The sequence below is a fragment of the Streptomyces sp. NBC_01669 genome (assembly GCF_026339735.1).
GTDB lineage: Bacteria > Actinomycetota > Actinomycetes > Streptomycetales > Streptomycetaceae > Streptomyces > Streptomyces yanii.
In genome coordinates, this window is sequence record NZ_JAPEQG010000001.1 from 4,824,386 (window position 1) to 4,839,505 (window position 15,120).

11 protein-coding genes are annotated in these 15,120 nt (G+C 70.7%); 7 read left to right on the forward strand and 4 right to left on the reverse strand.

The features are described 5' to 3' along the window. Nucleotides 1-160 precede the first annotated feature (160 nt). From aspS to OG972_RS21630, 3 genes are all read left to right on the forward strand, one after another. The gene (gene aspS, locus OG972_RS21620) at nucleotides 161-1,945 is read left to right on the forward strand and encodes an aspartate--tRNA ligase (protein ID WP_266983887.1); all 1,785 of its coding nucleotides are present in this window, start codon (nucleotides 161-163) and stop codon (nucleotides 1,943-1,945) included. 162 nt (nucleotides 1,946-2,107) lie between these two features. Further along, nucleotides 2,108-3,049 carry an intradiol ring-cleavage dioxygenase gene (locus OG972_RS21625; RefSeq protein ID WP_266983889.1) on the forward strand — a complete coding sequence of 314 codons (942 nt, stop codon included), beginning with the start codon at nucleotides 2,108-2,110 and terminating at the stop codon, nucleotides 3,047-3,049. Between the two features lie 325 nt (nucleotides 3,050-3,374). After that, complete coding sequence (locus OG972_RS21630) at nucleotides 3,375-4,109, forward strand: L,D-transpeptidase family protein (protein WP_266990640.1); 735 nt, start codon at nucleotides 3,375-3,377, stop codon at nucleotides 4,107-4,109. An 82-nt stretch (nucleotides 4,110-4,191) separates the two neighbouring features. On the opposite strand, the gene metG is transcribed toward OG972_RS21630, so the two are convergent. Continuing rightward, nucleotides 4,192-5,796, reverse strand: a complete 1,605-nt coding sequence (gene metG / locus OG972_RS21635; protein ID WP_266983890.1) for a methionine--tRNA ligase — start codon at nucleotides 5,794-5,796, stop codon at nucleotides 4,192-4,194. 148 nt (nucleotides 5,797-5,944) lie between these two features. Here metG and OG972_RS21640 point away from each other — a divergent pair, with 148 nt between their 5' ends. After that, nucleotides 5,945-6,598 (forward strand): response regulator transcription factor, encoded by a 654-nt coding sequence (locus tag OG972_RS21640; RefSeq protein ID WP_266990642.1) that lies wholly within the window; start codon nucleotides 5,945-5,947, stop codon nucleotides 6,596-6,598. Further along, nucleotides 6,595-7,821: a cell wall metabolism sensor histidine kinase WalK gene (locus OG972_RS21645; RefSeq protein WP_266983892.1), complete on the forward strand. Its 1,227-nt coding sequence runs from the start codon at nucleotides 6,595-6,597 to the stop codon at nucleotides 7,819-7,821. Before OG972_RS21640 ends, OG972_RS21645 begins: the two co-directional genes overlap by 4 nt. Here OG972_RS21645 and OG972_RS21650 read toward each other — a convergent pair. After that, nucleotides 7,752-9,626, reverse strand: a complete 1,875-nt coding sequence (locus OG972_RS21650; protein WP_266983894.1) for a VWA domain-containing protein — start codon at nucleotides 9,624-9,626, stop codon at nucleotides 7,752-7,754. The genes OG972_RS21645 and OG972_RS21650 overlap by 70 nt on opposite strands. A gap of 237 nt (nucleotides 9,627-9,863) precedes the next feature. On the opposite strand from OG972_RS21650, the gene OG972_RS21655 reads away from it, so the two are divergent. Next, the gene (locus OG972_RS21655) at nucleotides 9,864-11,933 is read left to right on the forward strand and encodes a PhoX family phosphatase (RefSeq protein WP_266983896.1); all 2,070 of its coding nucleotides are present in this window, start codon (nucleotides 9,864-9,866) and stop codon (nucleotides 11,931-11,933) included. A gap of 19 nt (nucleotides 11,934-11,952) precedes the next feature. On the opposite strand, the gene OG972_RS21660 is transcribed toward OG972_RS21655, so the two are convergent. Both OG972_RS21660 and OG972_RS21665 read right to left on the reverse strand, forming a co-directional pair. Continuing rightward, complete coding sequence (locus OG972_RS21660) at nucleotides 11,953-12,924, reverse strand: hypothetical protein (RefSeq protein WP_266983898.1); 972 nt, start codon at nucleotides 12,922-12,924, stop codon at nucleotides 11,953-11,955. Between the two features lie 49 nt (nucleotides 12,925-12,973). Beyond that, on the reverse strand, nucleotides 12,974-14,455 hold the full coding sequence (locus tag OG972_RS21665; protein ID WP_266983900.1) for an APC family permease: 1,482 nt from the start codon (nucleotides 14,453-14,455) through the stop codon (nucleotides 12,974-12,976). Between the two features lie 249 nt (nucleotides 14,456-14,704). On the opposite strand from OG972_RS21665, the gene OG972_RS21670 reads away from it, so the two are divergent. Beyond that, nucleotides 14,705-15,115 carry an RNA-binding S4 domain-containing protein gene (locus OG972_RS21670; protein WP_266983901.1) on the forward strand — a complete coding sequence of 137 codons (411 nt, stop codon included), beginning with the start codon at nucleotides 14,705-14,707 and terminating at the stop codon, nucleotides 15,113-15,115. The last annotated feature ends 5 nt before the right edge of the window (nucleotides 15,116-15,120 follow it).

Genomic DNA, 15,120 nt, shown 5'->3' on the forward strand with positions numbered 1-15,120 from the left:
TCGGCTGACGCCACCGAGGACGGCCGCCGGCGGGCTCCCGCGCAGCGCCCGACCACGCCGGATGATCTTGCCTGGGGTTATGGCAATGAAGTGGTGCGGGCTTGGGCGGTAGCCTGGGGAGGCTGAATCCACCCCAACCGCGAAGACTGGATGAACGACGATGCATCGGTACAGGTCCCACACCTGCGGCGAGCTCCGCGCCTCTGACGTCGGCACCGACGTCCGGCTGAGCGGCTGGCTGCACAATCGCCGAGACCTGGGCGGCATCCTCTTCATCGATCTGCGCGACCACTACGGTCTGGTGCAGCTCGTCGCCCGCCCCGGCACGCCCGGCAACGAAGCCCTGTCGAAGCTCACCAAGGAGACCGTCGTCCGGATCGACGGCAAGGTCTCCGCGCGCGGCGCCGACAACGTCAACCCGGAGCTCCCGACCGGCGAGATCGAGATCGAGGTCGCCGAGGTCGAGGTGCTCGGCGAGGCTGCCCCGCTGCCCTTCACGATCAACACCGAGGACGGGGTCAACGAGGAGCGGCGCCTGGAGTACCGCTTCCTCGACCTGCGCCGCGAGCGCATGCACCGCAACATCATGCTGCGCTCCGCCGTCATCGCCTCGATCCGCTCGAAGATGGTGGCCCTCGGCTTCAACGAGATGGCGACCCCGATCCTCACCGCGACCTCCCCCGAGGGCGCCCGTGACTTCGTCGTCCCGTCCCGGCTGAACCCCGGCAAGTTCTACGCGCTGCCGCAGGCCCCGCAGCAGTTCAAGCAGCTGCTGATGATCTCCGGCTTCGACCGCTACTTCCAGATCGCGCCGTGCTTCCGCGACGAGGACGCCCGCGCCGACCGCTCCCCCGGCGAGTTCTACCAGCTCGACGTCGAGATGTCGTTCGTCGAGCAGGAGGACGTCTTCCAGCCGATCGAGAAGCTGATGACCGAGCTCTTCGAGGAGTTCGGCAACGGCCGCCACGTCACGTCGCCGTTCCCGCGGATCCCGTTCCGCGAGTCGATGCTGAAGTACGGCAACGACAAGCCGGACCTGCGCGCCAAGCTGGAGCTCGTCGACATCTCCGACGTCTTCGCGGACTCGGAGTTCAAGGCGTTCGCCGGCAAGCACGTCCGCGCCCTTCCGGTGCCGGACACCGCGGGCCAGTCCCGCAAGTTCTTCGACGGTCTGGGTGAGTACGCCGTCGAGCACGGTGCCAAGGGTCTCGCCTGGGTCCGCGTCGGCGAGGACGGCACCCTCGCCGGTCCGATCGCCAAGTTCCTCACCGAGGCGGACATCAAGACCCTCACCGAGCGCCTGTCGCTCGTTCCGGGCCACGCCGTCTTCTTCGGCGCCGGTGAGTTCGACGAGGTTTCCAAGATCATGTCGGCCGTCCGCGTCGAGGCCGCCAAGCGCGCCGGCCACTTCGAGGAGGGCGTCTTCCGGTTCTGCTGGATCGTCGACTTCCCGATGTACGAGAAGGACGAGGAGACCGGCAAGATCGACTTCTCGCACAACCCGTTCTCCATGCCCCAGGGCGGCCTGGAGGACCTGGAGGCGAAGGACCCGCTGGACATCCTCGCCTGGCAGTACGACATCGTCTGCAACGGCATCGAGCTGTCCTCCGGCGCCATCCGTAACCACGAGCCCGAGCTGATGCTCAAGGCGTTCGAGATCGCCGGTTACGACCGCGAGACCGTCGAGCACGAGTTCGCGGGCATGCTCCGCGCGTTCCGTCTCGGCGCCCCGCCGCACGGTGGCATCGCCCCCGGCGTCGACCGCATCGTGATGCTGCTGGCCGACGAGCCGAACATCCGCGAGACGATCGCCTTCCCGCTCAACGGCAACGCGCAGGACCTGATGATGGGCGCGCCCACCGAGCTGGACGAGGGTCGTCTGCGTGAGCTGAACATCCAGCTGCGCAAGCCGGTCGCGGCGGCGAAGGACAAGACCGAGAAGTAGACCGGTCCCGGACCACCGAGGACCGCTTCCGTTCCACGTGAAACAGCCCCCGGCCACCGGCCGGGGGCTGTTTCACGTTCTGCCCCTGGTGGACCGTCCTGCACAGCAACGCACAGCTCACACACACGCCCCTGCCAGCTCCCCTGCCTAGCCTCACTCTCCATGACAGAGACTCAGGGACCTGCACACAAGAAGGACATGACGCGTCGCCGGGCGGTCCTCGCCGGTGGTGCGGCCATCATCGCCGCCGGTGTCGGGGCGGGCGTCGTCGCCAGCGCCTCGGCCGACGAGACCACGAGCAGCGGCACCGGGAAGAAGTCCGCCGGCGGGCAGGGCGAGGAGTGCTACCGCCTGACCTCGGAGACCACCGAGGGGCCGTACTACATCGACGCCGACAAGATCAGGAAGGACATCACCGAGGACAAGGAGGGCATCCCGATGACCCTCCGTCTCAAGGTGATCGACTCGGACACCTGTAAGCCGCTGAAGCACGCGGCCGTCGACATCTGGCACTGCGATGCGCTGGGCCTCTACTCCGGTTACGAGTCCATGAGCTCGGGCGGCCCCGGCGGGGGCGGCACCCCGCCGAGCGGCGCTCCGACGGATGCCCCGACCGGCGTTCCCACTGACGCCCCGACCGGCACGCCCCCGTCCGGAGGTCCCGGTGGCGGTGGCGGCGGGCACTCGGAGCCCACCGACGACAAGCGCTACCTGCGGGGCACCCAGCTCACCGACAAGCACGGGTACGTGGAGTTCAAGACGATCTTCCCGGGCTGGTACCAGGGCCGCTGTGTGCACATCCACACCAAGGTCCACGTCGGCGGCAAGATGACCGACGCCGGGTACGAGGGCGGGCGCACCTGTCACACCGGTCAGTTCTTCTTCGCGGAGTCCGCGGTGCTCGACTCGGCGAAGGTCGCGCCGTACTCGACCAGCACGACCACGCGTACGACCCTCACCGAGGACACGATCTACGACCAGAGCGGTGTCACGGGCGGGCTGATGAAGCTCTCGTACCGCAAGAACCACATGGCGCGTGGCGTTGTCGGCTCGATCACGATGGGTGTGGACCCGGACGAGACGCACGACGGCACAGACCTCTGACTCTCCGTTCCTCCGCGGAGTGGAAGGACCCGGAACCGGCTCGACAGGGCACGGTTCCGGACCCTTCCGTGCCTGTGCGGCGGCATCTCAACAGCGGGACACGCCCGCGGCGACAGAGACAACCTGATCGGGTGCGGCCGGATGGCCGCTTTGTCTGATTAATCGGGATCGGAGTCGGCAAAGACTGGCTCGGGGACTTTGGCGCGGGGACTCGCCTCCGCCGCCTTCGATACCGCCCCCTAGGAGAGCCCCCGTGCCCGAACGTGTGTCACGTCCACGCAGGTGCAGACGTCCGCCGTACGCCGTCTGCGCCGCACTGTTCCTCGTGTTGACCGGGTGCGGTGCCTCAGGCACCGCACCCGCCGCTGTCTCCAGCGACGGCTCCCGCGCCCCCGCATCCCCCAGTACCTCCGGTGCGGCGGGCCCGGTTGCCGCCGCCCGTGGACCGGCCGCCCCCACGCGTCCTCGCGAGATCCAGTTGCTGGGGCCGGGGATCAGGTCGGCGATTCCGGCCGATTCCCTGCAGGCGCTGGTCGTCACCGGGGACTCACCCGACTCCAGCCTGGCCACCGCCGTCCTCTACACCCGCGAGGACTCCATGGCGGGCTGGCAGCCGGCCCTGGGCCCGTGGCCCGCCCACAACGCCCTGAAGGGCTGGACCGACGAGCACCGGGCGGGTGACCTCCGGACCCCCATCGGGGTCTACGGGCTGACGGCCGCGGGCGGTCTGCTCGCCGCCCCGGGCACCGCGTTCCCGTACGAGCGGAACCCGCTCTTCAACGTCAGCGGAGAAGGGTTCCAGGGGGACTCCCTGGAGGGGTCCTTCGACTACGTCATCGCCATCGACTACAACCGCATTCCCGGCGCCTCCCCGCTGGACCCGACCCGCCCGCTCGGCGAGGAGCGGGGCGGCGGCATCTGGCTCCATGTCGACCACGGCGGACCGACCCAGGGCTGCATCTCGCTCCCCGCTGACCGGATGAGGGAACTGCTGCGCGCCCTCGACCCGGCCAAGGTGCCGGTGGTCGTGATGGGCGACGCTGCGGCCCTGGCCCGCTGATGACCTCAGGCACCCGAGGAGCCCGCATGCGCGAGGGGCCCGCACCGTCACCGGTCCGGGCCCCTCTGCTGCGTCGCGAGACCTACGCGGGCTTCTCCTCCAGGCGCGGGAACAGCACCGCACCCTTCGTCACCGTCGCGCCCGCCGGCAGCCGGCCCCAGTCGCCCGCGTCCTGCACGAGCTGGTCGGGCAGAGCGCCCAGGGACGCCTCGGCGCCGAGGGACTCCCACAGCTTCTGCGAGGTCTCCGGCATCACCGGGTTCAGCAGGACCGCGACACCGCGCAGTGCCTCGGCGGCCGTGTACAGGATCGTCGCGAGGCGGGCCCGGCCCTCGGGGGACTCGTCCTTGGCGACCTTCCACGGCTCCTGCTCCGTGATGTAGCCGTTGACCTGCTTCACGAAGTCGAAGATCGCCAGGATGCCGGCCTGGAAGTCCAGCTCCTCGCCGATCTTCCGGTCGGCCGTGGCGGCGGCCTTCGCGAGGCCCTCCTGGACGGCCTTCTCGGCCTCACCGGCGGCCGTGGCCTCCGGCAGCGCCCCGCCGAAGTACTTGCCGACCATGGCGGCGACGCGCGAGGCGAGGTTGCCGTAGTCGTTGGCGAGCTCGGAGGTGTAGCGGGCGGTGAAGTCCTCCCAGGAGAACGAGCCGTCGCTGCCGAACGCGATCGCCCGCAGGAAGTACCAGCGGTACGCGTCCACACCGAAGTGCGAGGTCAGGTCCTGCGGCTTGATGCCGGTCAGGTTCGACTTCGACATCTTCTCGCCGCCGACCATCAGCCAGCCGTTTGCCGCGACCCTGCCGGGCAGCGGCAGACCCTGCGCCATCAGCATCGCGGGCCAGATGACGGCGTGGAAGCGGAGGATGTCCTTGCCGACCAGGTGCACATTGGCCGGGAACGTCTCGTCGAACTTCTCCTGGTTGGCGCCGTAGCCGACCGCCGTCGCGTAGTTGAGCAGCGCGTCGACCCACACGTAGATGACGTGCTTCTCGTCCCACGGCACCGGGACGCCCCAGTCGAAGGTCGAGCGCGAGATCGACAGGTCCTGCAGGCCCTGCCTGACGAAGTTCACGACCTCGTTGCGGGCGGACTCGGGCTGGATGAAGCCGGGGTTGTTCGCGTAGAACTCCAGCAGCCTCGGACCGTACTCGCTCAGCTTGAAGAAGTAGTTCTCCTCCTTGAGGATCTCCACCGGCTTCTTGTGGACCGCGCACAGTTTCGTGCCGTCCTCCGCCTCGATGAGGTCGCCGGGGAGCTTGTACTCCTCGCAGCCCACGCAGTACGGGCCTTCGTACCCGCCCTTGTAGATCTCGTCCTTGTCGTACAGGTCCTGCACGAACTCCTGCACCCGGTCGGTGTGCCGCTTCTCCGTCGTCCGGATGAAGTCGTCGTTCGCGATGTTCAGGTGCTCCCAGAGGGGCTTCCAGGCCTCCTCGACGAGCTTGTCGCACCATTCCTGCGGGGTGACGTTGTTCGCCTCGGCAGTGCGCATGATCTTCTGACCGTGCTCGTCCGTGCCGGTGAGGTACCACACCTTCTCGCCGCGCTGGCGGTGCCAGCGGGAGAGCACGTCGCCTGCGACGGTCGTGTAGGCGTGGCCCAGGTGAGGAGCGTCGTTGACGTAGTAAATGGGGGTCGAGACGTAGTACGCCGTCGCCCCCTGCTTCTCGGATCCAGTGGCCGCCATGGTCGAAATCCTAACGGCCCGAGGGTGATCCACTCACACCGATAACGGGCGCCCGGTCGGTGGAGACCTTTGCGAAACATGCCTTCCGGTAGCAATGTCCCATCCTGGGAGGGAGTGGACACGCATGTACGAGGCAGGGGACATCACGATGCGGGTACTGGTCGCCGAGGACGAGGAGATCCTTGCGGAACTCGTCGCCACCGGTCTGCGGCGGGCGGGGTTCGCCGTCGACACCGTCTACAGCGGGGACGCGGCCGTCGCCTACCTGGGGCTCCACGACTACGACGTCGTCGTGCTCGACCGTGATCTGCCCCGGGTGCACGGTGACGACGTGGCGCGCGGACTCGTCGCCTCCGGCTCGCGCACCCGGATCCTGATGCTCACCGCTGCCGGTTCCATGGAGGACCGCGTCTCGGGTCTCGACCTCGGCGCGGACGACTATCTGGGCAAGCCCTTCGAGTTCCCGGAGCTGGTGTCGCGGGTACGGGCGCTGCGGCGGCGCAGTGCCCGGTCCGTGCCGCCGCAGCTGCAGCGGCACGGCGTGCGGCTCGATTCCGTACGGCGCACCGCGTCCCGCGACGGCCGGGACCTGGACCTCTCGCCGAAGGAGTTCACCGTGCTGCAGCTGCTGCTGGAGGCGGACGGCGGGACGGTCAGCGCGGAGGAGCTCCTGGAGCGCGCCTGGGACGCCAACGCCGACCCGTTCACCGGCGCCGTCCGCGTCTGCATGAGCAAGCTGCGCGGGAAGCTCGGGGAGCCCGCCCTGATCCGTACGGTGCAGGGCGTGGGGTACGCCCTGTGAAGCGACCGTGGGCCGTCCGGCACGCCACGATCCGGACGCGGATCGCGCTCGTGTACGGCGGGGTGTTCCTGGTCCTCGGGACCGCGCTGCTCGCCACCGTCAACCTTGCCTCCCGCGCCGGTACGGACTCTCAGGCCCGCGCGATCGCCGCCACCGCCGCCGTCATTCAGCCGGGTTACGCGGTGAACGGTCCGCTCATCACCCGGCGGAGCCTCGGCCCGCCCACCGTCTACGACCTCACCGACCATGTCAGCGACGCGGCCGGCCACCAGCTGCTGATCTGGTCCGCGGCCGCGCTGCTCGTGATGACGGCGTGCGCGGTCGGGGTGGGCTGGTGGACCGCGGGGCGGGTGCTGCGGCCCGTCCACGCGATGACCGCGAAGGCGCGCCGCCTCTCCGAGCACACGCTGCACGAACGGATCGCGTCGAGCGGACCCGACGACGAGCTGAAGGAGCTCGGCGACACGCTGGACGCGCTGCTGGCCCGGCTGCAGAAGGCCTTCGACAGCCAGCGGCGGTTCATCGCCAACGCCTCGCACGAGCTGCGGACACCGCTGGCCACCCAGCGGGCCGCGATCCAGATCGGACTGGACGACCCGACCCCTGAGGATCTTGTACGGACCCGGGAGACGCTCCTCGACAACAACCGGCGCAGCGAGCGGCTCATCGAGGGTCTGCTGGTGCTGGCGCGCAGCGAGCGGGGGCTCGCGGCGGGCGAGCGGGACACGGTCGATCTCGCGCAGGTGGTGGCGGAGGAGGCGGCCCGGTATCCGGGTGTGCGGGTCTCCGCGCAGCCGTGCGGGGTACGGGGGAACCGGCTGCTGCTGGCCCAGCTGGTGGCCAACCTGCTGGCCAACGCGGTGACGTACAACGTGCCGGACGGGACGGTGGAGGTGTCCCTCGCGCGGGGCGGGGCCGGTGAGGGGGTCCTGGAGGTGAGCAACACCGGGCCGGTGGTGGCGGAGGCGGACATCCCGGGGTTCTTCGAGCCGTTCCGGCGGGGCGAGGGCCGCGACCGGATGGGGCCGGGCTCCGGACTCGGTCTTTCGATCGTGCGTTCCATAGCGATGGCGCACGACGGTACGGTCACGGCGGCGCCGCGCCCCGGGGGCGGGCTCGCCGTGACCGTACGTCTGCCGGTCGAACTGCCTGGTCAGCCCTTGTCGGCGGCGGTCTCGCGGGCGGCGAGCCAGGCGGGGAGCGCGGCGATCAGCTCCTGGTAGAGCGTGGCGTCCGGCACCTCGCGCGGGGCGGGGCCCGCGTGGAAGAACGCGGCGTTCGGGGCGTCCAGCTTCCGCAGGAAGTCGAAGCCCTTCGCGTCCTCCTCGCCGAACGCGACGAACTGGAAGAACAGCGGCAGCCGCGCGGCCTCGACGAGCGCCTGCTTGGCGGGCTGCTTGGTGTCCGGCGGGCCGTCCGTCTGGAAGATCACCAGGGCGGGGCCGGTGGCCTCCGACTTCTCGTAGTGCGCGACGACCTCCTCGACGGCGCGGTGGTAGCTGGTACGGCCCAGGCGGCCGAGCCCCGCGTGCAGCTCGTCGATCCGGCCCTCGTGAGCGGTGAGATCGACCGTGCCGGTGCCGTCGATGTCGGTCGAGAAGAAGACGACGGGCACGGTCGCGTTCTCGTCCAGGTGCGCGGCGAGTGCGAGCGTGCGGTCGCCCAGGTGCTGGGCGCTGCCGTCCTTGTAGAACGGCCGCATGGAGCCGGAACGGTCGAGCACCAGATAGACGGTGGCGCGGAGGCCGGTCAGCCCGTGCGCCTCCAGCGCGGCCTGGGCAGCCTTGTACGGCTCGGCGAGCGCGGGCGCACTGGACGAGACCCGGGCGAGGGGGAGGGCGGGGGTGGGCTCGTCGGTGGCGGGTGCGGGGGCCTCGGCGGGCGCGTCGGTGACGGGGGCCTCTGCGACCGGTTCCGGTGCGGGCTCGGGGTCGACCGCGGCGGCAACCGGTGCGGGCTCGGGTACGGAGGCGGGAGCGGTCGGCTCGCTCTCGACCGGCGTCTCCGGCTCGGCCACGGCCGCCACGACGACCGTCTCCGGCTCGGCCGAGGTCTCCGGCGCGGTCGGCTCGGGCTCGGCCGAGGTCTCCGGCGCAGCGGCCACGGCGACCGGCTCGGCCTCGGGCTCAGCCTCGGCTGCGGCAGGCTCGGGCTCAACCTGGGCCTCGGGGGCGACCGGCTCGGCCTCGGCGGCGGCCTGGGTGGCCTCGTCCTCGCCCTTGGCAGCGACCGGCTCAGCCTCGGCGGCGACCTGTGCGGCCTCGTCCTCGACTGCGGCAGGCTCGGCCTCAACCTGGGCCTCGACTGCGGCAGGCTCGGCCTCAACCTGGGCCTCGGCGGCGACCGGCTCGACCTTGGCGGCGACCGGCTCGGCCTCGGGCACCGTAGTGACCGCCTCCGCTTCCGGCTCCACCGCAGCCTCGGCAGCAGCCTCCGGCTCAACTTCGGCGGCGACCGGCTCGACCTCTGCGGCGTCCCCCGGCTCGGCCTCGGCGGCGACCGGCTCGGTCACGGTGGCGACCGGCTCGATTTCGACTTCGACCTCGGCGGCGACCGGCTCGGTCACGGTGGCGACCGGCTCGACTTCGGCCTCGGCCTCGGCGGCGACCGGTTCCGCCTCGGCCTCGGGCACCGCAGTGACCGGCTCCGCTTCCGGCTCCGCAGCGATCGCCTCCGCGACCGGCGCCACCGGGGCCGCGGCCGGCTCAGGGGCCGAGCCCTGGGCCGGGACGGTGGGGGTGGACTTCGGGGTGGGGGCCGATGCCTTATCGAAGGCCTCCGCCACCAGGTCCGCCGCCAGTCCGCTCTCGGTCGAGGTGTGCCGGCGCGAGGCGGGAGCGGGCACCGAGGCCTTGGCGGGCGGGGTGGATGCCGCCACCGTCTCGTCCGCCGTCACCGTCACCGCGACGGGCTCCGACTCCGTCGGCCCGGTGCGCTCCGTCTGGGGCGGGACCGTGGCCGTCGTCGGTTCGTCCTGCTCCGCACGGTCGCGGCCGAACACCTTGCGCAGCAAGCTCCGAATGCCCATGGGCGAGGCCTTTCGCATGAGTTGGGTGCGATGAATGTCCGTACTGCGGGAATTTATCCCTGGCCAGGGCGGATACGTAAGGTTAGCGGCCGGATCCGGCCGTTCGTTGGTGCGGCCCGCGCCCGTGTCAAACGGGCAGCGGTGGCCCTGACTTCACTCCCCGTTCATGCGGAGTCCCTCGTACCGCGTGACTGCGTACCTACCGTCACGCGAGACACGCATTTGGAGGGAAATCACGTGGGCAACCTGCTGCCGCTCATCAGCTCGCACCCGGGCGGGCGCTCTGCGCTGACCTGCCGCTACCGCTGTGGCGACGCCTGCTTCCAGGAGATTCCGAACACCAGCGACAACGAATACGTCGGCGATGTCATCGCCGGTGCCCTTTCGCGCCGTTCGATGATGCGTGCCGCAGCCGTGGTGACCGTTGCCGCGGCCGCCGGGACGACCGTTCTGGCCGGCCCGGCCGCGCCGCAGGCCGAGGCAGCCGCGCTCGCGGGCCACGGGCACACGCCGGACAGGCCGACGACTCCCGCCGCCTCAGGCGCCCGTGGCCTGCGCTTCGCGCCCGTCGCGCCGAACAAGGACGACAAGGTCACCGTCCCGGACGGCTACGGCCAGAACGTCGTGATCCGCTGGGGCGATCCGATTCTGCGCGGTGCGCCCGCCTTCGACCCGGACAAGCAGTCCGCGAAGGCGCAGGCGGGCCAGTTCGGTTATAACAACGACTTCCTCTCCCTGCTCCCGCTCCGCGGTGAGCACGGCCGCCAGGTCCTGGTCGCCAACCATGAGTACACGGACGAGAACCTCATGTTCCATGGCTACGATCCGGCCAACCCGACCCGCGAGCAGGTCGAGATCGCCTGGGCCGCGCACGGACTGTCCGTAGTCGTCGTCCAGGACGAGAGCCGCACCGGCAAGCTGGCGCCGGTCAGCCGCCACCCGCTGAACCGCCGCCTCACCGCGACCAGTGAGTTCAAGGTCACCGGCCCGGCCGCGGGCAGCCCCCTGCTCCGTACGTCCGCCGACAGCACCGGCCGCAAGGTGCTCGGCACGCTCAACAACTGTGCGGGCGGCACGACCCCGTGGGGCACCACGCTGCACGGCGAGGAGAACTTCAACCAGTACTTCGCCAACGGCTCCAGCGACACCGACAAGCGGTACGGCATCGCGGCCGGTGCCACCGAGCGCAAGTGGGAGCGTTTCGACAAGCGGTTCGACCTGGCGCAGGAGCCGAACGAGGCGCACCGCTTCGGCTGGGTCGTCGAGCTCGACCCGTACGACCCGGACGCGACGCCGCGCAAGCGCACCGCGCTCGGCCGCTTCAAGCACGAGGCCGCACAGCCCCGCCTGACCGCCGACGGCCGGCCGGTCGTCTACATGGGCGACGACGAACGCTTCGACTACTTCTACAAGTTCGTATCGTCGAAGAAGATGAAGAAGGGGAACTCGCGGGCCGCCCGCGAGCACAACCTCACCCTCCTGGACGAGGGGACTCTGTACGTCGCCAGGCTGACCGGCGACTCCCCGGCCGCCGAGTTCGACGGCACCGGGAAGCTTCCCTCCGACGGTGAGTTCGACGGCAGTGGCGTCTGGATCCCACTGGCGACGGGCAACACCTCCCACGTGCCCGGGATGACCGCCGAGGAGGTGTACGTCTTCACGCGGCTGGCCGGTGACAAGGTCGGCGCCACGAAGATGGACCGCCCCGAGGACGTCGAGCCGTCGCCGCGCACCGGCCGGGTCTATGTCGTGCTGACGAACAACACCGACCGCGGCAAGCCGGGCAAGGCGGGCGCCGACGAGGCGAACCCGCGCAACCTGAACAAGCACGGCCAGATCCTGGAGCTCGCGGAGTACGGGGACGATCCGGCGGGCGACGGGTTCGCCTGGCGGCTGTTCCTCGTCGCGGGTGACCCGAACGACCCGGCGACGTACTTCTCCGGCTTCCCCAAGGAGAAGGTCAGCCCCATCTCCTGCCCGGACAACGTGGCGTTCGACCCGCACGGCAACCTGTGGATCTCCACGGACGGCAATCAGCTCGGCTCGCACGACGGCCTGTTCGGGGTCGCCACCCAGGGCGAGCGGCGTGGTGAGCTCAAGCAGTTCCTGACCGTGCCGAGCGGCGCCGAGACCTGCGGTCCGGTGGTCCAGGACCGCCGCGTGCTCGTCGCGGTGCAGCACCCGGGCGAGATCGACGGCGCGTCCGTCGAGAAGCCGGCGAGCAGCTGGCCGGACGGTCCGGGCAGGATCGTGCGCCCGTCGGTCGTCGCCGTCTGGCGCAAGGACGGCCGCGACATCGGCGTCTGAGCCCCACCGGCGCAAGCGTTCACGCGGTGGCGACCTGGCGGCGCCACCGCGTGAACTGCGCCTCCGCGTCCCCGGTGTAGGACCACGGCACCCGCACCGCCCGGCCGTCCAGCAGCCGGAACGCGTCCGCGGCCTCCGCGGGCCGCCCCGCGTAACAGGCCGCGTGCGCGAGGTAGTTCAGCTCGCCGACCTCCTCCGGGGGCACCGGCCCCGCCGCGCGCGTCCCGAGCCACCGCTCCCAGGTGCGGCGCACCTCGGTCACCGCAAGCTCGTGGTCCCAGTGCTGCTGCCCGGTGCGCGGCGCCACGACGGGCCGCCCGTGCGTGGCATCGGAGACGTACCGGTACTCCTCGACCCTGGCGATCTGTACCAGCACCGGTAGCGACGAACCGGGCGGCGCCGCGCCCGCCGCGTCGCGCGCGAAGTCGTACATGGTGCCGTGGGTGCCGTGCCAGCGCGCCGAGTAGTAGCGCAGCAGCTGTGTGTGCCCCTCCATGTGGTGGGGGTCGCGGCGCAGCAGTTCGTCCCACCACTGCGTGATCCGGCACCGGGCCCCGTCCTCGTACAGCCGCGCCACGGTCAGCAGTGACGCCCACGGCATCGGGTCGGACGGGCAGGCCTCGGCGGCCCGCAGGCAGCACCGGACGACCCGGTCCACCCGGTCCTGGTCGACGGTGATGCCGCGGCCCGCCATGACGGCCCGCCCGAAGAGCCGGACGACGTCGGTCGCCGCCTTCAGCACGTGCGCGTCGGCGTTCTTCGGTTCGGCGGCGAGCCAGGTCTCCACGGTGGAGCTGCCCGCGGCGGCGTGGGCGAGCAGCCGGGTCCGGTGGGTGCGCAGGGCCCACGCGTTGCCGGTGGCCTGCAGCAGATCGCGTACGCCCTGCCAGCGGCCGATGACGATGTCCTGGCGGGCCGCGGTGAGCGACCGGTCGCCGAAATCCGGGTCGAAGCGCACGGGTGGGGGGGTGCGGCGTCGGCGTACAGCCATGTTCGGAGGGTCGTCTCCTCTCGGGGCTGGTGGGGGGAGGGGCCGGGGGTCAGAAGTCGGTGACGATCGTGGCGGAATCGGTGTAACCGGACGAATCCTCGGCCTGCACGGTCCGTGAGGCATCGAGTTTCGCCGGACGGTAGTACGAGCTGCCGCGCCGCCGGTACCAGAGCATCGGGACGACACCCACGGCGAGACCGCCGAGGCCGAGCGCGAGCGCCGTTCTGCTGAAGTCGCCGAGCGCCTCGAAGAAGATCCAGAACATGAAGAGCGAGCCGGTCAGCGGCCAGAGCCCGCCGAGGACGAAGTCCGGGACCGAGCGGAGGAGCAGTTTGCGGTACGCGACGACGGCGGCCAGCCCCGCGAGCCCGTAGTACACGGCGATCTGCAGCCCGATGGCCTGCACGGCCACCCCCAGGATCCGTTGCACGCGGCCGAGGGCGAGCGAGGCGAGGATCAGGACGAGGGCGACCCCGCCCACGGCTGCGACAGCCACCCACGGCGTGTTCCAGCGGCGGTGCACCCGGCCGAACGCGGCGGGCATCGTGCGGTCGCGGCCCATCGCGAACAGGGAGCGCGTGACCTGGATGAGCGTGGTCTGCAGGGTCGCGACGGTGGACAGCATCACCGCCACCACCAGAAGTTTTCCGCCGACGCCGGGCCACACCTTCTCCCCGAGCACGGTCAGTACGTTGGCGCTGTGCCGCTGGATGTCGTCGACGGAGAGGATCACGTTCACCGCGATCGCGAACACTTCGACGAGCGCGAAGACGGTGAGCACGCCGATGATCCCGGCCAGCCCCGCGGTGCGGCGGCTGTCGCGGGTCTCCTCGCTGAGGTTGCCGGTGACGTCCCAGCCCCAGTAGTAGAACGCGGCGATCAGCGCGCCGGAGGCGAAGCCGGAGACCCCGTCGAAGTGCCCGAAGCCGAGCCAGGACCATTCGAAGGCATGTGCGGCACCGGCCCCGGTGCCCGAGGAGCCGCGGACCAGCGCGACGACCGCGAAGAGCAGCAGGATCGCCAGCTCGACCCCGGAGATGAGCAGCTGCGTTCGGGCACTGAGCCGGGCACCGCCGAGCACGACGAGCAGCATCAGCAGGAACCAGCCCGCCCCGATGAGGGTGGCGAGTGTCGTGTTGTCGGCGAAGCGCGAGTCGATGACGGTCAGCGTCATCGTTCCCGCGGGCAGCGATCCGGCGACCATGAACAGGGTCGCCGCGACGACCAGCGCCCAGCCGCTGAGGAAACCGAGGAACGGGTGCAGGGTCCTGCCGACCCAGGAGTAGCCGGCGCCCGCGTTGACGTCGATCCGGCCGAGCTGCCGGTAGGCGAGGGCGATGCCGAGCATCGGTATCGCGCAGTACAGCAGGGCGGCGGGCGCGCCGAGACCGACCGTACCGACGAGCACGGCACTGGTGGCGGCCAGCGAATAGGCGGGGGCGCTGCCCGCGACCGCCATCACGATCGTGTTGAACGTACCGAGGACATTGGGCTGGAGTCCACGGCCGGGCCGGGCGGGCGTGCTGCGCATCGCTGTTCTCAACTGCTTCCGGAGGTATGGCGTGCCCGGCGGAGTCCCCGTACATCCCTCAGCGGCACGACATGTGGCGGCATGTCAGAAACAGATCTCCGAAACTCCGAACGGATGTGGTCGGTCCGTTCGGGAAGATCGTCCGCATCGTAGTCCCGTGGTTACAGCTGTGTCGGCTTGGGCGGTAGGAGTGTTACGTGGCTCCCGTACGAGGTTCACGGCTCGGGCGGAAGGCCTACAGTCGGAGACATGGTTTCGGGTGAGGCACCGCAGGCGGAGGGAAGCGTCCGCGTCGACAGCTGGATCTGGTCGGTACGGCTGACCAAGACCCGCTCGCAGGCCGCTGCCGCCTGCCGCGCGGGGCACGTCAAGGTCAACGGGGACCGTGCCAAGCCGGCGCAGACCCTGCATGTGGGGGACGAGGTACGGCTCCGGCACGCCGGCCGCGACCGGATCGTCGTCGTGTCCAGGATCGTGAAGAAGCGGGTCGGCCCGCCGGTGGCGGCGGAGTGCTTCGTCGACAACAGCCCACCCCCGCCGCCGCGCGAAGCGGTCATCCAGGTGCCGGTCCGCGACCGGGGCACGGGCCGCCCGACCAAGCGCGACCGCCGCGAGATGGAACGCCTGCAGAGCCGCGGCCACGGGGACCGGTCGGCGTGACGCGT